Consider the following 20,340-nt stretch of genomic DNA (forward strand, 5'->3'; position numbering starts at 1 on the left):
CACCTAGTACTTCGTGTCTGCATCCACCAACTCGCGACCAGCTAACCGCACTGTATTTCGTCCTGCCGCTTTGCATTCATACAGCGCGGCATCTGCCTGAGCGATGAGGCTGTTGCCGTTGTCTTTGGCGTTTGGCACACCGACCCACACGCCGGCACTGAAGCTCTGGGGAATGCTTTGCTCGCCAAACTGGGTGTGATTCTCTGAAATGGCAAGGCGCAGATCTTCTGCCGCTTTCATGGCCCCCTCCACGGTGACGCCGGGCATCATCAGCAGGAACTCTTCTCCGCCGTAGCGGCCCAGACGGTCGGTCTGTCGCAGTCTATTTTTCATCTGTTCAACGCAGTGCCGCAACACCTCGTCGCCAGCCAGGTGTCCATGCTGGTCGTTGATATTCTTGAAATGATCCAGGTCGATTATGACGATGGCCAGGTTCGTCTCAGTCCTTCGCGCACGTTCTATTTCACGCTCAAGCTCTTCCAGAATGGCGCGTCGGTTGGGTATGCCGGTGAGGGCATCGCGCAGGGCAAGATACTTGAGCGCTGCCTCACTGCGCTCCTTGGACATCAGCACCAATCCCAGCGAAAGCATCATCACCGTCACCGTACCCAGGCTGATGGAAATGGATTGCCTGAGGTTACTGACGTCATAGCGCATTTCCACTGCGCTGCCCCCAACAATGGAGACAACTCGGATAAGGACGCCTATCAGACTGATACCAGCGCCGACAATCAGCAGAATATGAGCGCGTCCGCCCGGCTGGGCGAAATGTGCTGCCCAGCGGATGATGAATGCGCACTGGATCATGAGTATTACCGACGCCACCAGTGTTCGCGGCTCCAGCGTATTGAGCAGTAGGGTCAGCAGGAGTATCTGGCAGACCGGCAGGCTGAACAGCCAGAACCAGGGTACGCGGTGCTCGGCGATACGGAAAATACTCGCGGTGTAGAAGGCCACTGCGACTGAAAGCAGTGAGTTGGGCACCGCGTAGGTAATCCACAGGGAGGCATGGCCGAACAGGGTGAAGCACACGTAGGCCAGAGCGTGTGCCAGCAACCCGGCCCCTACCGTCAGCATGCCGTCGCGTTGGTTGAAGCGCCCGACAACCAGCAGACAAAAGGCCATGATCAATGCCACCCAGGCCACAGAGGCGAAGATGGTTGGCGTGTGAGCGATCATGGGTAAAGCACCGCGCAGGCCGGGCGGCCCGGATGGTTTGTAACTGGAAGAGAGAAGGGCGCCGGTACGTTTATTTTTTTGCCTATACCAAGTACATCTGACGTCTAGCTCGCAGATTGTTCACGTGTGTTGCCGTCAAAGTGTCTTGTCGTGGTTTTTGGTTTCCTTGTCTAGGAAATATAGCAGGTCAGCACGCGGTTGCAGAGGCTTATGCCGCAGAATAATGGATAAAGATAGTGCTGTACCGACAGTGCAGATCCGGCGCACATTGCAGCCATCTAGTATCAGCTGCCCGATTCTACCGATTTGTGAGCAGATCGCGGCGAGCACCAAAAGGAGCGGGAAATGAATGATTTTGCAGGCAAGACCGTTGTTGTCAGCGGCGGCGCCGAGGGCATTGGTTTAAGTATTGCTCTGGCGATGGGCAAGCAGGGCATGAACGTCGTCTTGGGGGATATAGATGCGCATCAGTTGCAGCTCGCAGAACAGGAACTGCGCCAGGCGGGCATCCAGGTACTGACCGTGCAGATGGACGTAACCCAGATTGATCAGTGGCAAGCGCTTGCTGCACAAGCCATTGAACGCTTTGGCAAGATTCACATGCTGGTCAACAACGCTGGCGTGGGCGGCGGTACCGGCAGCATCGAGCAAATGGACAACACCGAGTGGCGTTGGGTAGTGGACGTTAACCTCATGGGCGTTATCAACGGCACCCAGGTTATGATCCCCCACATCAAGCAGCACGGCGAAGGCGGCTGGCTGCTGAATGTTGCCTCCATGGCCGGTATGGGCGGCGTGCCCTACGGCGGAGCCTACACGGCCACCAAGGTCGCCGTTGTGGGTATGTCGGAAAGCTGGTTTGCCGAATTGAAGCCACACAACATTCAGGTGTCTGTGCTGTGCCCGGCATTTGTAAAAACGCGCATCAATTTGTCCGCGCGTAACAAGCAAAGCAGCTACAAAGGCCAGAGCGCCAAGCGCGAAGCCTCGCCACAGCAGGCAGCAATGGCGGCGCAGATGCAAAAGATCATCGATAACGGTTTGCCGGTTGAGATTGTGGGAGAGCGCGTGGTGGAGGCCCTGAACGCCAAGGAGCTGTACATCTTCACTCATCCCAACTATCGCCCAACAACTCAAGCCCGTGCCAAAGCCATCGATGAGGCATTTGAGCGTGCCGCTGCCAGCCCGTTGCTGGCTGATGTGGCGGGTCAGGAAGTTATCAGCTTCGGTTGAGGGGTGAGGGGAGTTGGGCGGCTAAGAGATCAGGGTCAGGCCTTGCTTTTTGCTCTGCTGGCGATCCGAATTACCTGGAAATAGTGCAAGCCAAAGTGGTTGTCGATGAATTTATCGCCGTGCAACCACTGATGCGGGGGAGGGTAAGAGGCAAGGCCAGACTCCTGGTTTTCAACGAACCCTGGTTTTGCCTAGTTGGATATCCATCATGGCCGTATCTCCAGCGATTGAATCCGGTCATTTTTAAGAACGAACAGGTGATCGAGCTCAAGCGGGCTCCCGGGGAAGTCTCCAACGATCCGCGCTTCGACAGTGAGGTGATTTCCCGCACTGGAGGCACTAAGCGGCGTTACCGTGAATGAGAAGGCCTCCCGGACCTGGCGTTGCCAGGACTCGATGGCCTTGATCCCCTGGTGCTTCTTTTCTTCGTCGATGACGTTGGCGTCCACCGCAAAGCAATCAGCCACTCGCGACGGATCAGCTCCATTGGAAATTTCAAAAAAGAGGGTTACTGCATCAGGTAGCTGGATGTTCATCGCCTATCTCCTATAACGGTTGGAAAGTCCCGCCGGGGCAGCTGAAACGTCATGCCGCCCTTACCAACAGGTCTTGCAACTATATTAAGGCTAGGGAATAAGTTCGACAATTAGGATAAAGTGCAATGACCTATCCCGAAAAACAGGATGGTCTTATGTCACGTTATCGACCAACTCTGCTGGAGCTGGAAGCTGCCCTGGCCGTTGCGAGCCGTGGCTCGTTTCGTGCAGCAGCGATTGATGTGGATATGTCGGCCACCGCACTCAGCAACACCATTGCCAGACTCGAAGGCGGATTGGACACGCGGCTGTTCAATCGAACTACGCGCAGCGTGGCGTTGACCGAAGCTGGAGGGATATTCGTCGACCGAGTTGGGCCGGTATTACAAGACATGCACAGCGCTCTCGACTATGTGCGCTCGCATAGCACAATCCCCTCAGGCACATTGCGCATCAATACATTCGCAAGCGCGGCGAGGGAAATCCTCTCGCCCCTCGTGCTGAACTTTATGCGGCAACACCCGAAGGTGGAAATTGACCTAATGACCGAAGGTCGCCTGGTGGACATCGTCGCTGAAGGGTTTGATCTGGGGGTACGAGCGCGGCACCTGGTTCCCCGCGACATGATCGCTATTCCACTCGGGCGGCCGCAGGGCAATGCTGTGGTTGCCTCGCCCGCCTTTCTGGAAAAATACGGCTTACCTGAAACGCCTGCGGATCTGCTGTACTTCCCCTGCATCCGTATCCGTCTGCCCAACGGCGCCTCCTATCCGTGGTTGTTCGAGGGCAACGGCGAGGCGCTTAGAATCGATGTCACCGGACAATTGACCCTCGACGAACCGAGCCTGGCGAAAGCGGCCGTTCTGGAGAGCGTGGGGCTTGGCTTTTTTATGGCGTGCGACGTCCGGACCGAGATCGAGACGGGACAGTTCGTCCAGGTGCTGAGAGACTGGACGCCGCCGCGGGACTCGCTCTGCCTGTACTACCCCAACCGGCGCAATCCTTCCGCCGCACTCAAGGCCTTTACTGAATTCGCCCGATGCCAGGTTAGCAACTTATAGACCTGCCCCGCTTTTTTATCAGCTTCGGCCTGGCGGTGATGGTAATGAAGAGCTCATATCTTCTCGTCCGGGCGTAAAATATGCGGGCTAGCCAGCGGCTCCCCTTTGGTGTTGAACAAGGGGTTGGGTCGCCCTTGACCGCTGAGTTTCCAGCCAATGATTTTCATCAGGAGCTTGCCAACATAGCCACGTGCGGGTGCCGCATCCAACTGGCTTTTGGGTATTTGACCAGTCGCCCCACGCAGATTGACACAAGCGCGTACCGGACCAAGCTTGGCTTCGCGTTCAGGATCGACAATAAAGCTGTGGATTAACCCAATCATCGGCACCCGAGGCGCCAGGCTATTGCACAGGGGAGTGTTACAGCAGCCGGCATACCAGCGATAAAGACCTTTTTCGCTCAGGCGCAGGCAGCGAATCTGTTCCAGGCCCTGTTGAATTTGCACGCGTGCAGGCGGCAACTGGTAGATGTCGGTACCGCCTTGCTCGTCGAGAACCTCTGCGCCCGCCTTGAGGGCGTGGGCAAAGGCCTGGCAGTCCTTGCAGTAACAGATGACGCGGGTACCGTCCGCTGGATTCACTTTGATAGCGCGGCCTTTTATCTGGCCACAACGACACTGAAGTGCCAGGTTATCCATTATCTTGCTCCTTGCAGTGTTTATCCGACGGGTGTTCACGGACAGGTCTTGCTTTGCACTGACAATCCAACTTACCCGGGAATAGACCCGGCCGTGCTGTCGGGTGCGGTCCCGTTCAGGGGCGGTGCGCGGTCAGCAGGATGTTATCCTCTGGTCCTCCGATCAGAAGCAACGCGCCCGCATCATCGATGTCGAAACGCCGCACCTGTTCCAGTGCATCCAGCACTCCCTGCTCTTGCGTCATTAGTGCGTCTCGGCATGCCATCATCGTCGAGCCCACCTGCCTGAAGGTCAGTCCCTCTCCGGTCAGGTCATACCCGCCCATGAATCGATTGCACCCCGTACCACCCGATACGCGGCCACCCTCGCTGAACTCGATGGTGACGGTTGTGCTGTCTATGACCTCCTTGTTAGCTACTTCTTGGATCTGCCATACAACCCCGGTCAGCAGACTGCTCGGGTCGCCGCCGCAGCCATGCAACTCGCGATCGTCCAGTTTCAGCATTGCCCTGTGCGGATGAGGCATGCCGGTGGCGTTGTCGCGACAAAGCTGCTCCCTCAATGTCAGACTTGCATTGATTCCCGGCATATCGAACAGATAGGTTCCGGGTGCGACCAGCACCTCGGGGCGCGGAGCCGTGCGCGTCAAGGCCCCGTAATCTGCCACAACGTCAACCTGGGTCTCTGTAATCTCAAGATTCCAGCCCGGCTCGTTCCCAGACGCGTTATATGGCTCGGCGCTTTTGTCTATCAGTGTGCATTCAGGCAGTTCGTCTCCCGCGACGATGACCATGGCCGACTTGCCCTTGGACCATAACTCGGTCCTGTCATCACCTTCGGCTACATACCGCGCGCCGGACGCTGCGATGGTTTCAACCATCCTGTAGTCCTGTCCGTGCACACGCATGATGGCGTCATTGTCGATGACTCCGAAGAGAGCCTCGGTTCCGTCACAGTCGAATCGGCTGGCGAAGGACAGCGGTGTAACGCTTTCGAGACGCATAGCACCCAAATCGACAGGTTCCGCTCCGCGAGCGAATCCGACATCCTCCGCGAGCCACAAGGGCTGACCGTTGACGCTAATGACCGCACGTAAACTGCCCGAGATATCACTTGGCACCTCTAGGGAAAAGGGTAGCGGCACCTGCTGGCCTTCGGTCTTGTAACGCTTGAAGCCTAACTGCGTACCAAATGCACCTTGGGCGGCTACAGACACCTCCGCATCCAGCGGTAAGGCGATCCTTGGAAGATAAATGAGCTGCCCGGAAATTTGCCGGCTGTGATCTTGGGCATGAGATGCCGTCGATACGCTGACAGTCAATATGAGGAAAAGCGAAAAAAGACGCATCAGGTTTCTCCGAAGTAATCATGCGACGTACCTGAGCCTTTATTTTATTCACGCAGATGTCAATATTTCCGCGCTCGCTCCGGCTGCACACTGAACCCGGCTCTGTTGCTGGTCAGGGCTTAATCGCCACTTTCAATACGCCGTCGCGCTGGTGGCCAAACAGTTCGTAAGCATCCACAATCTTATCCAACGCGTACTCGTGGGTCACCAGCGGCGCGAGGTCCAGCCGGCTTGATTCAAGCACATTCATCAGGCGCCGCATGCGTTCCTTGCCACCCGGGCACAGGGCGGTATTGATCTTGTGATCGCCGAGCCCGGCTGCGAATGCGCCCAGCGGGATGATCAGATTCTCGGAGTACACCCCCAGACTGGAGAGCGTGCCGCCGGGTTTGAGTACCTGCAGTGACTGGGCGAACGTCTGCTGGGTGCCGAGCGCTTCGATTGACGCGTCTGCGCCTCGCCCGCCGGTGAGCTTCATGACTTCTTCCACTACATCGCAGTTGCGGTAATCAAGGGTGATGTCGGCGCCGAGTTGGCGGGCAATGCCAAGGCGGTGGTCGTTGCCGTCCACTGCGATGATGGTGGTGGCGCCCAGTAGTCGAGCGCCGGCGGTGGCACACAGACCGATCGGGCCCTGGGCGAAGACCACGACAGTATCACCGATTCTGATATTGGCGTTCTCCGCGCCCTTGAAGCCGGTGGACATAATGTCCGGGCACATCAGCACCTGTTCGTCAGTCAGGCCATCCGGGATGGGCGCCAGGTTGGCCTGCGCATCGGGCACCAGTACGTACTCGGCCTGGGTGCCGTCGATGATATTGCCGAAGCGCCAGCCGGCTGTAGCCTTGTAACCGTGGCAGCCGCACTTGCCCTCAGCGGTCAGGTAGCTTCCATCCTGTGAAGCGAGGCCATCCTGCGCGGCATAGGAGTTGAAGTTCGGACAAATGGCGCCGGCAATCACGCGCTGGCCTTCGCGGTAACCCTGCACGGCGCTGCCCAGTTTCTCGATCACACCGACAGGCTCGTGCCCGATAGTCAGGCCTTTCGCTACCGGGTACTCGCCCTTGAGGATGTGAATGTCCGTGCCGCAGATCGTGGTGGTGGTAATACGTACCAGCGCATCGTTAGGGCCTACGCCTGGAATGGGCTTGTCAGCCAGTTCGATTCGTCCGGGCTCAATAAAGATCGCCGCCCTCATCATCTCAGCCATGGCAGTTTCTCCAGATAGTGGATGGCGAATCACGGTCGTAATTCACCTGAGCCCTCAAAGCCTAGTTCGCTTAGGCTTTTAGAAGCTTGACCTGGGTCATGAAACCGATAGGGGGCGTCGTGACCTCCGCAATTTTCTCTGATCCCATTTAGTCTCCATTCAGTCCATTTATCTCATGGTTGGCAGATCAATGCTGCGTAACCGCGACACCAGAAAATCAACGGCCACTTTGACCTTCGGCACATGGTAGCGTTGCTTCTGATATAGAAGAAATATCGCCAGTCGGGGATTCTGTGTCACATGCAAGGGGTGATCGAGAATTACCTCACACAGCGATCCGTCTTCCAGCGAGGGGGCGAGCGACCAGCGCGGCGCCATCATGATCCCTTTCCCGGCAACCGCTTGTTGTCCTAGCCAGTTCCCGTTGTTGGAAATCGCGAATGCCGGCGCCGACACATCGCGCCACTCCTCTTCGATTTTACAAAGCCAGGGGTTTGGGCCGGTGGGCGTTCGAAAATACAGCCCTTTGTGGTGGCGTAGTTCCAATACGGATTCCGGGGCCCCCATCTGCTCGATGTAGGAGGGCGCCGCCACCAGAATGAATTCATTGTCCATGAGTCGGATTGCCTGCACCCGCTCATTCGGCGCATACCCACCCCGGATGGCGATGTCGACCTCATCCCTGCCCAGGGTCATCACTTCATCGGTGAGACTTACATCCAGGATGACCTCCGGAAAAAGGGTCCTGAATTCGTCCAGTAAGGGAAGCACCTTGCTTTCACCAAAGCCGGCCATCGCGCTAATGCGCAGCTGGCCCATGGGTCTTGCCTGGTAGCTACGCACGGCTTCGTCAATCTGGTCCAGTTGATGCAGAATGTCCTGCACCTGCTCGTAGTACATCTTGCCGATCTCGGTAGGCTGCACCACGCGAGTCGTCCGCTTCAACAAGTTTGCTCCCAGGCTACCCTCCAGGTCGGCAACACGCCTCGACAACGACGACGGTGGGACTGAGTAGGCCTTTGCTGCTTGGGTAAAACTGCTGGTTTCCACTACTTTGCAGAAGTAGCGCAGCGCTTTGAGCTGATCCATGGGGCTTCCCGGGTTTGATCCGTCACATCGGTTCTATTGCTTTTATAGCAATAGTATTACCCAGAATGGGCCGTTTTTATACGTGAATAGGTCAGGAATACTGCTTACCTCACGCTCAAGATAAAAACTGGAGACGCCCATGAGCACTTTTATAAAAATCCAACCCGTTGCCCATCCTTCCGGCAACTCTATCGGGCCAGATCTGTTCATACCCTTGAACAAGAAGCGCGGCAATATTCACGGTTTAGCGATACCAGAGCACCTGGTTCAGGCGCCTGAACTGCTGAAAAAGCTCACGCCTTACGTAATGGCTTCCCTCTTATTGTTAACGACTCTGGTGTGGCCGAGCATCGGCCATGCTGAAAATGCTCTCAATTTGGCGGCAGGTGGCCATGGACCTTCGCCACGAATAGCCGGAGATATAGACAGCTGGACGGCCCTGGCAATTCTTCTGCTATCGGTTTCCACCGCCTGGGCATTAAATTATCAAGCTCCAATAGTGCGAGGGTTTGGGAGCATCTTGTCAGCATCCGGTTGTCTGGCTGTTGCTGCCTGGTTTTTCTGGTTTGTGATTGGCTCAGGGTTCCTGGAAAACCCCAAACCGAACCAAACACCCCTGGACTCAGCCAAACCGGCTTTGCTCTGGATACAAGGCAGTATTGCCTTGCTGGCTGGATTGTTTTTACTGCTTGTGGCCCGCAGGCAGTTTGCCAGTAACAAGACACTGATTTTATCAATGGAAAATGAGCAACAGCGCTACGGACGCGTATCTCGCTTCCTGCACTGGACGATAGCAATACTCTTTCTGGCGCTTATACCGATGGGGATTTTCGCGTCTATCATTCCCGAAGGCACCGAGTATCGGAACGCCTACTATGTGGTGCATAAAACTCTGGGCGTCGTTGTCTTTGCTTTGCTGCTCACGCGCCTGGTCTGGAATCGGATATCGAAACGCCCCGAACTGGACCCGTCGCTCAAGCCCTACGAGCGTAAACTCGCGCACGGGGTGCATATCGCTTTGTACGGCATGATGATTGCGATACCGGTCACCGGATTTGTCATGACCAGCTTCCATGGTTATCCCACCTTCTTTTTTATCTGGGAATTGCCGCCGCTGTGGGCACCCAGCGATACCGCGACCATCATTTGGGGCACCCTGCACAAGTACCTGCTGCCTTACTTGCTGTATATCATTCTAGGTGCGCATATCCTGGGCGCTTTAAAGCATCACTTTGTGGACAAGCATAGCGCTGCGTTCAAACGCATGGTGGGCTGACGGCTCACTCCACCAGTCTGATCAGGCCTTCCTGTGCTACCGAGGCGACCAACTGCCCATCCCGGGTAAAGATACTGCCTCGGTTCAGTCCGCGCGAGGCACCGGACCAGGGGCTGTCCATGACATACAGCAGCCAGTCCTCGGTTCGAATCTCGGCGGCGTGGAACCAGACCGCGTGGTCGATGCTGGCAGAACGTATTTGAGAATGGCGCCAGGTCATTCCATGGGGTCGCAAGCAGGTGCTGAGCAAGGACAGATCCGACGCATAGGCCAGAATGGCTCGCTGCAATGCCGCGTCGCTCCCTATCGACTCGCGACAGCGAAACCACGTCTTTTGCTGGTCCATGGGCTCGACAGTCATAAAGCTCGCCTCACCGCTGACTGGGCGGACCTCGAAGGGGCGCTCCCGGATCAGAGCATGGTAAAGCTTCTCGGGGAGTTGCTCTGCGTGCGCCCGGGCCAGATCCTGCTCATTAGGCAAGCCTTCGGGCCCCTGCGCCTCTGGCCGCGGTTGTTGATGGGCCAGTCCTGGCTCGAGCGCTTGAAACGAAGCCGTCAGGCTGAAGATCGGTTTGTCATTCTGACGGGCAACGACTCGGCGGTTGCTGAAGCTACGACCGTCCAGGTCGGCGAAGACTTCATAGTGGATCGGCAGGTCGCTGTCGCCGGGACGCATGAAATAGTTGTGGGCCGAATGGACCTGTTTCTCAGGAGCCACCGTGTTAGAGGCCGCCATCAGCGCCTGGGCCAGTACCTCTCCGCCGAAGATGCGGCCGTGATCGCCCTCACGGCGATGTCCAATAAAGCGGGTCTCGTCGATCTGGTCTACGCCCAGCAGATCGGACAGCAGGGTCTTGCGTTTCGGTTCGTTCATGGGGGCAGGGTCTCGTGCCAATGGGGGAGAGGGCCAAGGCCGAGCAGGACTTTATCACAGACCGCCGGTGCTGATTGTGACCGCGCGATAAGCATCAATAGCCTCTCGCGCATTGTCTGCACTGCCCTTTTGGCTGTTCTGATAGTGCTTCAGCGTCTTGTGCAGGTAACGCCTTGCAATGCTCTCCTGCGCGGGAGTACCTGCCTGCCAGATCTTATCGCCCACGGGGCTGATCTTATGCCACTCGGCAATTCCCTTCTGGTCTGCCGAGACGAGCAATACCTCATAAAAACGCTGGTTGTCGCTCAGCAGCACTTCCTCTTTTAGCCTGAAATCCAGAGCAATTAATTGCTGGCGCAGATCGTATTCCTGATGAACCGGGCAGAGCAGGAAATCGAGCTGGGCGCCGGGATGCGTGCGATGAATCTCCTGAATAAAGCGCGTAATCAGCTCTCCACCCACGCCGGCAATGATGATCAGGTGTTTGCCGGGATAGTGCTCCAGCGGCAATGCGGCAGTGTCCAGGCAGTGGGTATGCCAGCTGTAATCTGCTACTGGATAAAAGCGCTGGAGTTTTTCGTTCAACTGATTGATCAGCCCGGGCAGCACGTCAACAAAGTGGATGTGCGGTGCCGCCTGATCGAAGAGCAGCGCTGCCCCTAGCAAGCCGTGATCACAACAGCAGTCCCATATGTGGGTATAACCGGGCGGGACCATGGATCTGATTTGTTTGAGGCGTTTGCTGAGTTTCACGATGGGGCCTGGGGCGCATGGCGGGAAAGTGCGCGGGGTGATTGGGGGCAGATAAAGTTTCCGGTAAAAGCTTATCTGACCCCAGTTACTGATTATTCCAATCCCTTCACTAATATAGAGTTCGCTGTACTTCCGGCGTTACGGTGCTTCGATATAGCTTGATACTCAGCCGATGTCATCCAGGCTAAAGCCGACTTTTTCGATGGGAACTCAATAATAACCGACCGAGTATCATCCCATTCGCCCATTAATACCGTTGGATCTTCATCGACACTCAATAGCTTCCCGTCGAATTTCTTGAAGACCTCTGCGAAGCCGGCTTCATATTGATCGTACTCGCTACGATCATGAATTTTAAATCTGGCAATTATATAAACGGACATGGTGTTTTTCTCCTGAATTTGCTTGGATTTTAGCGTAAGCAGGTCCAGAAGAACATTGGCCCGATGTGTGCGGGTTTGTCTGGTTCCTTGCTGGTCGTCCTGATTTTCCTGCACTGGCGGCAAGGACTGAGTTGCCAGGCACGGCACTTAATTGCTCGGCGCATCCTCGCGCCAGTTGTCTGCTACCTGTGTACCCCGGGCTTCATTGACCGGCAACACACAGATGATCGCAATCACGAACAGTACCAGGCAGAACAGAATGGCGTCGGCCAGACCAAAGGCCCATTGAATCAACCCCAGCCCGACGATGCCGAACACCGCTGCCAGTTTCGACGACATGCCCCAGAAACCGAAAAACTCGGCTGATTTGCCATTGGGCGTCAGCACGCCAACCAGGGCGCGCCCGGCAGACTGGGAGGAGCCCAGGCTGGTGCCCGCCAGAACGCCCGCGAACAGGAACACATACTGCGCCTGCCAATCCACACCAAACCAGCGGCCGAGCAGGGCGGTGAAGGCGGGCGTCTGCCAGATCGCCACAATGGCCAACAGCCAGAGCAGCAGCGAAATGATGTAGGTGGTGCGTGCGCCTATGCGGCTTTGGATGAAGCCAAAGCCGATAGCACCGATGGCCGCAGTGACCTGTACCGTCACGAACATGTAATTGCGTACCGCTTCGTCCCAGCCGATAACCTGGGCGCCGTAGATGAACGAGAAGGCGATGATGATGTAGATGCCGGCCATGGCGAAAAAAATCGATATCAGCAAGGTGCGCAGATCGCGAAACTGCTGAATCTCTGCCAGGGTGCGCTTGATGCGGGCCACGCCCACTTCCATCAGACCTTGGCCAGGCGGAAGCTTTTGCGCTGTTCCTCGCTCGCGTACCCAGAGGAAGGTCGGAATAGCCGCCAGCAGAAAAAAGATCCCGGCAAAAGGGCCGACCCAGCGAATGGTGTTGTAGTTTTCAAGAGTCACGTCGCCGAGAAAGAACAAGGTGAAAGCGGTGGCGATCAAGCCGCCGATATAACCCATGCCCCAGCCAAGGCCGGAGATCCAGCCCAATGCCTGGCGTGGGCCAAGGTCAGTCAGAAAACTGGAAATGAAACCTTCGCCCATTGAATAGGCGAAGTTCGACAGCAGGATCAGCAGCATTGCTACTGCAATCCAGCCAGGTTCGACGAAATAGAGCAGGGCGGTGGTAAATACCGTGAGCAGGTAGCTGGCAAACAGAAAGCGTTTGCGACTGGCCGAATAATCCATGATCGCGCCGCAGAGCGGGTTGGCGACCACCACCATCAGATAGCTGGCGGCCAGAGCCAAACTCCAGAACAGATTGCCCAGACGGTAGTCCGGCGCATCGCCGACAATGACGCGGGTAAAGAGGTCGCCGTAGATCACGGTAATGATCAGCAGGGTATAACCCTGGTTGGCGAAGTCGAACATTCCCCAGCCGAAAATTTCGCTTTTAGGAGCCAGTTCAGTCGTTTGCATTATGGAGTCCTTGGCGGCGGAGCAGCGTTGTTGCCAAGCGTACCTGATTAGACAGCTTCAGGCTGCATCCTTACCCAGGTTATGTTTATCTTGAAATATAAATATTGACACAAACGGTATGTGCTGTACGATTGGCCGCGTTAGGAAGTTATGATTTATATTGTAAAACCGCTCGATCCCTGCCAGTAGTTAACAACTCCGCAGCATGTAATCGTCCCGTCTTTTAGTAATAGAATCTTTCCGGCAGCATCGGTCCAACTGGACCATCAATAATATATTTGTAGGTACGATAATGTCAGCAGTAACTGGTACGGTTAAGTGGTTCAACGAAGCAAAAGGTTTCGGTTTTATTGAGCAAGAGTCTGGAGCAGACGTTTTTGCTCACTTCAGCGCCATCGTCGGCTCAGGTTTCAAAACCCTGAACGAAGGCCAAAGTGTTAGCTTCAACGTGACTCAAGGCCAGAAAGGCCTTCAGGCAGAGAACATTCAAGCTATTTAAGATAGTTTGGCGCGGCGCCCTGGCGCTGATGTTCTAAAAAAGGCGGCTCCCTGACGGGAGCTGCCTTTTTTTGTGGGTACGGCGCAGTTCTTCAGTCATTACCGTCTGAGCCCTGTTACCAAGGACAGAAATTGAGAGGCTTTCGGGCGCTTTGGCGATTGTTGAATACGTGGGACTGTTGCGCGGGTGGCCTGTCATGCAACTGGACAGCACCCTGGTTTGAAGATAACTTCTTTGCTTCCTGTAGATCTTCTTAAACACCTTCCCATACACATCATCAGAGGCATCAATGGCTCGATTTCCGCTCCGCGTCCTCGGACTGCTTCTGCTGACGGCTACCATCACCGTGGCGAGCTGCCAGGCGGTGTTCCATGGGGCCGAGCTGCCGTCGCTACCGGCGGCTCTGGAATTCACGGAAGATTGACCAAACCATGAAAGAATTGCTACGCCAGAGCCGGGCCTGGGTACCGGTGTTGAAATCGGCGGCTCTGTTCCTGCTGCCGTTTCCGCTGTTGATTGCCTTCTTTGTGGCTCTCATCGACGGCGATGTCGGTCGGCTCGCCGCTATCAGCGGAGCCATCTTTGCATTCTTCGGCGCCGGTGTGCTCACCTGGCGAGGTCTGGTCGCTCAGGCGCGCTTCTTTCTCGGACAACAGCTCGATCCGCCGACAGTGCCGCTGAAGACCGTGAGCGCGATCCTCACCGCGCTCGGCACCGGTCTCGCGGCTGCCGCCGGGGGGCACGGTCTGGCCGGCGTCGGCGCTTTTGCTGCGCTGGCGGCGGTGGGCTACTTCTGCTTCTATGGCCGCGACCCCAAGCGCAAGCGCATCGATCTGCCGGAGGTGGCCGGAGTAGACCGTGACGCCGTCATCGTCCAACTCAAGCAGGCCTACGGGCGGCTGCAGGGCATCGAGGCTGCCGCTCGCTCCATTGCCGTGCCGGAGTTCGTCGAGCGCTTGAAACGGATCATCGGCATCGGCAGGCAAATCCTCGCGGAGATCGAGCGGGATCCGCGCGATGCCGCCCGGGCGCGGCGATTCCTGCACCTGTACCTCGACAGCGCCGAGAAGGTTACGGTGGAGTATGCGCGCACTCACCGCCAGATCCGTAGTCGCCCGCTTGAGCAAAACTTCCGGCAACTGCTGGTCGACATGGAACAGACTTTCGAGGCGCAGCACCAGAAGCTGCTGGAAAACGACGTGCTCACACTGGATGTCGAGATCGAGGTTTTAAACGCGCGGCTCAAGCGTGAAGGCATAAACTGAGGAGGTCATGACATGAACGAATCCACGCCCAGCGCAAACGGCTCCAGTGTAAGCGTAGGGCTGCCGCTGCCCGATACCGCGATCACGACCTACCAAGCCGCCACGGGTACCGAGCTTGCCAATATCGAGCGTGCACTGGCCGAGATCGACCTCAACGACAGCAACTCCATCCTGTTCTTCGGCACGGCCGCCCAGGGTGAAGTCACCATGGTGGCCGACGAAATGCTGGAGGGCGTGCGCAACAAGGACACCGGGCCGGCCGGTCAGGCGCTGAACGAGATGGTGACGACCTTGCGCGGCTTTCCGTTGGAGGAGCTCGATCCGAAACGCAAGCGCGGCTTTCTGGCGCGCCTGCTTGGCCGGGCCCGGCCCATCGCCCGCATCCTGCAGCAGTACGAAGAGGTGCGCGGCCACATCGACGCCATCAGCAATCGCCTCGATGACCACACGAGCGCGCTGATGAAGGACATCGGCATGCTCGATCGGCTCTATGACAAAACGCTGGCGTACTTCCAGACGCTAGCGGTGTACATCGCCGCCGGAGAGGAATCGCTTCGCCGCCTTGACGAAGATACCCTGCCGGCTCTGGCTCGTGACGCTGAGAGCAGCGGCGAAATGCTGCAGGCTCAGGCACTGCGTGATCTGCGCGCCAAGCGCGACGATCTGGAACGCCGCGTCCACGACCTGAAACTCACCCGCCAGGTGACTATGCAGAGCCTGCCGTCCATCCGCCTGGTGCAGGAGAACGACAAGGCCCTGGTGAGCAAGATCGGCTCGACCATGGCCAACACCATACCGCTGTGGCGCCAGCAGCTGGCCATGGCCGTGACCATCGCGCGCTCAATGGAATCTGGCACCACCTTGAAGCAGGCCACCGACCTTACCAACGAGCTGCTGACGTCGAATGCCGACGCGCTGCGAACCTCCAGTGAAGTCATTCGCACCCAGGTCGAGCGCGGCGTCGTCGACATCGGGTCTGTAAAGCAGGCCAACGACGCACTCATCGCCACCATCGACGACGCACTGCGCATCGCCAACGAGGGCCGACTTCAGCGCGTCGAGGCTGAGAAGCAGCTGATCACGTGCGAGACCGAGTTGAAACAGGCGCTGCGGGCGGCGCAGGCAAGCAGCACACAGCAGCCGGGCTAGGGTATCTGACCCTGGTGTCCTATGGTGCCCTGCTGCTCAATCGGAGTAAGGCGCTGCATCCGGTTTGGCAACGCGGGGTACGCGGTCTGGCTCAGCCACCAGTTGATTCAGCCGGCGGAGTACCGTCAGTGACACCTGAAACTGCCCATTGCTAGGCAAACGCTTGCCTTTGAACTGCTCCCAGACTCTTGCCCCTGGCCCGTTGTAAATCTCTTCAAATGTGCCGTCGGGCAGAATCTTGATGATAATGGCATGCTCGGGCTTGCTTCGGAACGCCACTGACTTACCTTGCGTCGCTTTGATTTCCACTTGCCGGTCATCCTCAGCTACAGCGTCATAGCCTTTGTTCGAAGCCCCCCTAAGCTGCAGGCAGTAAGCATCGGCCACCAGACACTCACCCAGGCTGCCCACCATATGGCCATCAGGCGTGAAGTGCCTGCCAGGAAACATCGCCTCCAGCTCATGGACGGTTGCATAAAGCTGTTTGACCAGGCTCTGGAGTTTGTTGTGATCAATCATTGAGGTTTACGGCTCGGCTGGGGTGAAGTGGGGTGTCATCAGACCTGGCTGTCACTATGTCGCAGAAAGGCCCCCACGTCGCGCCAGCACCCGAGCAGCTTTTCGCGGTTTTCAGGCTTTCGATTAACGAACATCGGGCTTGGATGCGGGCTCAAGAATACTTTAAGGTGCGGCGCGTTATTTTGGATATGCGTGAGAGCTTTCTGCGCCTTGCTACCGATCAGTACGATGGCGCGCAACTGCGGGAGAAGCTGGAGCAGTTCGTTGAGGGACGGAATGCCTGCGGCAATGTCGGCTGAATTGGCAGGGCGAATTTTTCGGCCTGAGCCTATATACCAAGGCACCGTATTCCACAGAAGGATTCGCTTGCGTACCACTCCTGCGTCTTGAACAGTAATGAAGATATTCTTCGCTGTTTCATCCGGGTTATTCATCGAGACAAACCCGGAATTTCTGGCTTTGGGCCCTGGTGCTTCCAGCAAAAACAAGACTTCAGCATCAACGCCAGCGTCCCATGGATCCATATACGGAATGGCTGCTTCAGGTCCCATGCTTGAGCGAAGACGATGAACGAAGCTCGTGAGTGGAGCCATGTGTGCATCGTGGACCTGCGATAACCGTGCTTGCACAGCCATGACGTCACTTAATAGCTTCGGGCAGTCCATTGCTTCTCCTGAGGATGAATCAAAATTACCCGATATCGCTGCTAGGAAGCGATTAAATAAATCTGTCCCCTTTTCCTTAAAAAAGGGGCAGCCACCGGTTCGGGGGAGGACAAAAGGCAAGACCTGACCCCAGTTTTCGTGCCTCTACAGCGAGCGCCATGCAGATTCCGCGGATTCAATTTATGGGCGTCCCGGGGATGTTTTTCAGTAGCTCGGCATTTGAGGGGTACTTTTCCAGCAGCTCAACCAGCTTTTTTGTGCCCTCTAGCGGTTTGAGACCGCCAAGCGCCCGGCGCAACGCTCTTGTTTTATCTAAATCTTTCGGATCCAATAGCAGCTCTTCGCGGCGTGTACTGCTTTTCGAAATGTCCAGCGCGGGAAAGACTCGCTGATTCGCAACGTCTCTTGATAACACCAGCTCCATGTTCCCCGTACCCTTGAATTCCTCAAATATAACCTGGTCCATACGGCTGCCGGTATCAACCAAAACGGTTGCCAGAATGGTAAGCGAGCCGCCATTCTCAATGTTTCGTGCAGCGCCAAACAACCTCCGCGGAATCTCCATGGCTCGGGCATCAACCCCGCCAGACATAGTACGACCGCTGCTCTTTTGCTGTGCGTTATGCACACGCGAAAGCCTGGTGAGGGAATCAATCACAATCATGACGTTGTGACCCTCGCCAGCTTGCTGGCGGGCGATATCAAGAAGCTCATCGGCAACGCGAACGTGATGAGCATAGCTTTCATCCGAAGAAGAAGCGTGTACCTCAGCCGGGACGCTACGCTTGAAATCAGTGACCTCTTCGGGTCGCTCATCTATCAATAGCGCGTAAAGTTTTATCTCGGGATACGCCTTTCCTACCGCCTGGCAAATATCTTTTAATATCGTCGATTTTCCAGATCCCGGCGGTGCAACGATCAAACCACGCTGCCCCATTCCAATCGGCGTGATCAAATCCATCGCACGCACCGTGAGTTTTTCTGAACCTGACTCCAAGCGAATCCCCGGCGCTGGATTGATAACCACACCGTTTAAAAAACGTTTTTTTGGATCAGCCTCAAACACAGCTTCGGCTTCCTTGGCCACTGGTTCAGCGTCTTTATTTCGTTTGCGGGTTAAACCTAATGTCGTTCTCGTCATGGCAGTCTGAAGCTCTTTTTTGATAGATATTTTTCGAAACGGCCATCTAACGCTCCGGCTCGAGACGTATAACGTGAGTGGTGATCAAGGTCAGGTCTGGCTTTTTGCCATACCGGCCGTCCCGGCATTGCAAAAGGCAAGAGGGTATCTGACCCCCGTTTGTGGGGGTAGCGACTCTCAGTCGCGGTAAAAAACCTGTACCAGGTGATAGCCAAACTGGGTTTTCACAGGCCCGTGTACCACTTTCATTGGCTTTTTGAAAATGATCTGGTCAATCGCCTTGGTCATCTGCCCCGGTCTTACTTCACCTAGATCGCCGCCACGTTTCTTTGATGGGCAGGTGGAGTGCTTCTTTGCCAGCACATCAAAGGCTTCGCCTGCGGCAATACGCTGCTTGAGTGCGGCGGCTTCGGCTTCGGTTTTTACCAGAATATGGCGAGCCATGGCGACGGGCATGGGGGCATCCTCAAAGGTAACAGGCAGTGAATTATGCCTGATCAGAGCGCCGCTAGAGAAATTGGGGTCAGATAAAGATTTTAAATAAAGATTTTCGGTAAATTTTCATCTGACCCCAATTAGCCAAACGCGATCAACAACTCTGACCCCATTGATTACTGACAGATGTCGCCAAGATTACTGATGCTAACAAACTGAGAAATAAGCAAAAATTAAATGCATACTCATAAAATAATTGCATTTTTATCCCTCGGGAAATGTTCATCTGACCCCATTTGTTTCGGGGGAGGGCAAAAGGCAAGACCTGACCCCCGGGTTCGCTTAACCAAAGCCTAGCTTCCAAAACCTTAGAATCGCGTTCCTGATGCAAGAAGTGAGATGCCCCTTTATTTGGGCGTTTCTGATCTAGGAGCACAGGCCCTAATTGTCCGGGTACATATCGGGGGCTGGGTCGCCACCGCCCGGATGTTCGGAGGCCTTTACTTTACTGCATATGAATACCGACAGCGACGTATATCGTGGGGAGGCTAAGATGGCAGCCAGTTCAGATAAATCGTATGCCTTCATCTAAGTAAGTACTTCGCTAACACGGTAGCAATTGCCCCGCTGCAAGCCAACGGTACAGCTACATACCGAATCCACCAATGTAACTTACCTTCGCCATACTTAGTTGAGCCTTCGCTTGAAGGGTTGACTGCCAATATGTTCCGATAAGAACGCTCTAATTCACTCTCTTTCTTCGAGTAAAATTCGTATATATCTTCTGTCGGAAGCAAGTCAAATATGCAATGCAAAAAATACCCGTATTCCGTCCTGACAGGGGTGACTATAGGCGTTATAGCTTCCTAAGAAACACCTTCAACAGCCTGTAATGTGAATCCAAACTCAGCTGCACGCCGATGTAACCCTTTCACTACACGCTCACGATATTTTTGTTCATAGTGATCAGCGCCAGGATCCTTGTAGTCCATGCCGAAGCGCATGGCGTTATAGAACAGAATGGCGATCTTTCTGGCAGTGGCGGTTACGGCCTTCGCCTTGCCTATTCGCGCTGACAAGCGCCGGTAGAAAGCGCCCAAAGCTGTGTTGGTTCTGCCGACTGTCACTGCTGCTAACCGCAAATGCGCTGTTACTCGGTTTTTGGTCTTGCGCGTATGCGCTGAAAGCACTTTTCCACCGCTAATTCGACAGCCAGGCGCCAGGGTTAGCCAAGAAGTGAAGTGATGCGCTGTCGGCCAACGGCTCAGATCAGTGCCGCACTCCGCCACCAAGCGCAGCGCCAAATAGGGTCCAACACCGTGAATCTGCGTCAGGTCCACACCGACTAACTGATAGAGCATAGTACGGACATCAAAGTTGAGCGCATTCGGCTGCCGGGTGCGATGGCGGGGCTTAGGCAGTGGCTCACGAGGAGGAACATTTTGCTGAGACAGTCGCAGTAGACTATGAGCAATTTGCTGATCGCAGAGCTCAAGCTGAGCTTGATAGGCATCGTACATGGTGGTCCTGCCCACAAAAAGTAGACACTGTTATGCGCATCTGCGCTCAAACTCTGCTGGACTGATATTGCCGAGAGCA

Annotated in this window: 21 protein-coding genes and 1 pseudogene; 7 read left to right on the top strand and 15 right to left on the bottom strand. The window is 55.9% G+C overall.

The window, feature by feature from the left end:
• Positions 1 to 3: 3 nt before the first annotated feature.
• A complete protein-coding gene (locus tag FZF01_RS16180) occupies positions 4 to 1,179 on the bottom strand; it encodes a GGDEF domain-containing protein (RefSeq protein ID WP_150279115.1) in 1,176 nt (391 codons plus the stop codon).
• A gap of 345 nt (positions 1,180 to 1,524) precedes the next feature.
• On the opposite strand from FZF01_RS16180, the gene FZF01_RS16185 reads away from it, so the two are divergent.
• Positions 1,525 to 2,412, top strand: coding sequence for an SDR family NAD(P)-dependent oxidoreductase (locus tag FZF01_RS16185; RefSeq protein ID WP_150279116.1), 888 nt, complete (start codon positions 1,525 to 1,527; stop codon positions 2,410 to 2,412).
• A gap of 206 nt (positions 2,413 to 2,618) precedes the next feature.
• Here FZF01_RS16185 and FZF01_RS16190 read toward each other — a convergent pair whose 3' ends face one another.
• Positions 2,619 to 2,948, bottom strand: coding sequence for a nuclear transport factor 2 family protein (locus tag FZF01_RS16190; RefSeq protein ID WP_150279117.1), 330 nt, complete (start codon positions 2,946 to 2,948; stop codon positions 2,619 to 2,621).
• Positions 2,949 to 3,073: 125 nt separating this feature from the next.
• Here FZF01_RS16190 and FZF01_RS16195 point away from each other — a divergent pair, with 125 nt between their 5' ends.
• Positions 3,074 to 4,009, top strand: a complete 936-nt coding sequence (locus FZF01_RS16195) for a LysR substrate-binding domain-containing protein (RefSeq protein WP_223825542.1) — start codon at positions 3,074 to 3,076, stop codon at positions 4,007 to 4,009.
• A gap of 53 nt (positions 4,010 to 4,062) precedes the next feature.
• Here the strand turns inward: FZF01_RS16195 and FZF01_RS16200 are convergent, their stop codons facing one another.
• From FZF01_RS16200 to FZF01_RS16215, 4 genes are all read right to left on the bottom strand, one after another.
• Positions 4,063 to 4,647, bottom strand: a complete 585-nt coding sequence (locus FZF01_RS16200) for a DUF6151 family protein (RefSeq protein WP_150279118.1) — start codon at positions 4,645 to 4,647, stop codon at positions 4,063 to 4,065.
• A 115-nt stretch (positions 4,648 to 4,762) separates the two neighbouring features.
• Complete coding sequence (locus FZF01_RS16205; RefSeq protein ID WP_150279119.1) at positions 4,763 to 5,995, bottom strand: META domain-containing protein; 1,233 nt, start codon at positions 5,993 to 5,995, stop codon at positions 4,763 to 4,765.
• Positions 5,996 to 6,107: 112 nt separating this feature from the next.
• Positions 6,108 to 7,205 (bottom strand): NAD(P)-dependent alcohol dehydrogenase, encoded by a 1,098-nt coding sequence (locus FZF01_RS16210; RefSeq protein ID WP_150279120.1) that lies wholly within the window; start codon positions 7,203 to 7,205, stop codon positions 6,108 to 6,110.
• A gap of 168 nt (positions 7,206 to 7,373) precedes the next feature.
• Entirely contained in the window at positions 7,374 to 8,294 is a 921-nt protein-coding gene (locus FZF01_RS16215; protein ID WP_150279121.1) for a LysR family transcriptional regulator, read from the bottom strand.
• A gap of 139 nt (positions 8,295 to 8,433) precedes the next feature.
• Here FZF01_RS16215 and FZF01_RS16220 point away from each other — a divergent pair, with 139 nt between their 5' ends.
• The gene (locus FZF01_RS16220; RefSeq protein WP_150279122.1) at positions 8,434 to 9,570 is read left to right on the top strand and encodes a cytochrome b; all 1,137 of its coding nucleotides are present in this window, start codon (positions 8,434 to 8,436) and stop codon (positions 9,568 to 9,570) included.
• Positions 9,571 to 9,574: 4 nt separating this feature from the next.
• Here FZF01_RS16220 and FZF01_RS16225 read toward each other — a convergent pair whose 3' ends face one another.
• The 4 genes from FZF01_RS16225 to FZF01_RS16240 form a co-directional block, all read right to left on the bottom strand.
• The gene (locus tag FZF01_RS16225; protein ID WP_150279123.1) at positions 9,575 to 10,444 is read right to left on the bottom strand and encodes an acyl-CoA thioesterase; all 870 of its coding nucleotides are present in this window, start codon (positions 10,442 to 10,444) and stop codon (positions 9,575 to 9,577) included.
• A 54-nt stretch (positions 10,445 to 10,498) separates the two neighbouring features.
• Positions 10,499 to 11,197: a tRNA (adenine(22)-N(1))-methyltransferase gene (locus FZF01_RS16230; RefSeq protein WP_150279124.1), complete on the bottom strand. Its 699-nt coding sequence runs from the start codon at positions 11,195 to 11,197 to the stop codon at positions 10,499 to 10,501.
• Positions 11,198 to 11,289: 92 nt separating this feature from the next.
• The gene (locus FZF01_RS16235; protein ID WP_150279125.1) at positions 11,290 to 11,580 is read right to left on the bottom strand and encodes a DUF1330 domain-containing protein; all 291 of its coding nucleotides are present in this window, start codon (positions 11,578 to 11,580) and stop codon (positions 11,290 to 11,292) included.
• A 147-nt stretch (positions 11,581 to 11,727) separates the two neighbouring features.
• Complete coding sequence (locus FZF01_RS16240; protein WP_150279126.1) at positions 11,728 to 13,068, bottom strand: MFS transporter; 1,341 nt, start codon at positions 13,066 to 13,068, stop codon at positions 11,728 to 11,730.
• A gap of 292 nt (positions 13,069 to 13,360) precedes the next feature.
• Here FZF01_RS16240 and FZF01_RS16245 point away from each other — a divergent pair, with 292 nt between their 5' ends.
• The 4 genes from FZF01_RS16245 (at position 13,361) to FZF01_RS16255 (ending at position 15,981) form a co-directional block, all read left to right on the top strand.
• Positions 13,361 to 13,567, top strand: a complete 207-nt coding sequence (locus tag FZF01_RS16245; RefSeq protein WP_150279127.1) for a cold-shock protein — start codon at positions 13,361 to 13,363, stop codon at positions 13,565 to 13,567.
• 289 nt (positions 13,568 to 13,856) lie between these two features.
• On the top strand, positions 13,857 to 13,991 hold the full coding sequence (locus FZF01_RS19705; RefSeq protein ID WP_263363794.1) for a hypothetical protein: 135 nt from the start codon (positions 13,857 to 13,859) through the stop codon (positions 13,989 to 13,991).
• 7 nt (positions 13,992 to 13,998) lie between these two features.
• Positions 13,999 to 14,832, top strand: a complete 834-nt coding sequence (locus FZF01_RS16250) for a 5-bromo-4-chloroindolyl phosphate hydrolysis family protein (protein WP_188434483.1) — start codon at positions 13,999 to 14,001, stop codon at positions 14,830 to 14,832.
• A 12-nt stretch (positions 14,833 to 14,844) separates the two neighbouring features.
• Complete coding sequence (locus tag FZF01_RS16255; protein ID WP_150279129.1) at positions 14,845 to 15,981, top strand: toxic anion resistance protein; 1,137 nt, start codon at positions 14,845 to 14,847, stop codon at positions 15,979 to 15,981.
• A 36-nt stretch (positions 15,982 to 16,017) separates the two neighbouring features.
• Here the strand turns inward: FZF01_RS16255 and FZF01_RS16260 are convergent, their stop codons facing one another.
• The 5 genes and pseudogenes from FZF01_RS16260 to FZF01_RS16280 form a co-directional block, all read right to left on the bottom strand.
• Positions 16,018 to 16,500 (bottom strand): DUF6998 domain-containing protein, encoded by a 483-nt coding sequence (locus tag FZF01_RS16260; protein ID WP_150279130.1) that lies wholly within the window; start codon positions 16,498 to 16,500, stop codon positions 16,018 to 16,020.
• A gap of 38 nt (positions 16,501 to 16,538) precedes the next feature.
• The gene (locus FZF01_RS16265; protein WP_150279131.1) at positions 16,539 to 17,165 is read right to left on the bottom strand and encodes a uracil-DNA glycosylase; all 627 of its coding nucleotides are present in this window, start codon (positions 17,163 to 17,165) and stop codon (positions 16,539 to 16,541) included.
• Between the two features lie 175 nt (positions 17,166 to 17,340).
• Positions 17,341 to 18,306 (bottom strand): transcription termination factor Rho, encoded by a 966-nt coding sequence (rho, locus tag FZF01_RS16270; protein ID WP_150279132.1) that lies wholly within the window; start codon positions 18,304 to 18,306, stop codon positions 17,341 to 17,343.
• A gap of 177 nt (positions 18,307 to 18,483) precedes the next feature.
• Positions 18,484 to 18,762: a peptidylprolyl isomerase gene (locus tag FZF01_RS16275; RefSeq protein ID WP_150279133.1), complete on the bottom strand. Its 279-nt coding sequence runs from the start codon at positions 18,760 to 18,762 to the stop codon at positions 18,484 to 18,486.
• Positions 18,763 to 19,607: 845 nt separating this feature from the next.
• Positions 19,608 to 20,261 (bottom strand): annotated as a pseudogene (locus FZF01_RS16280) (transposase); the annotation flags it as partial.
• Positions 20,262 to 20,340: the final 79 nt, after the last annotated feature.

Source organism: Halopseudomonas salina, from assembly GCF_008641105.1.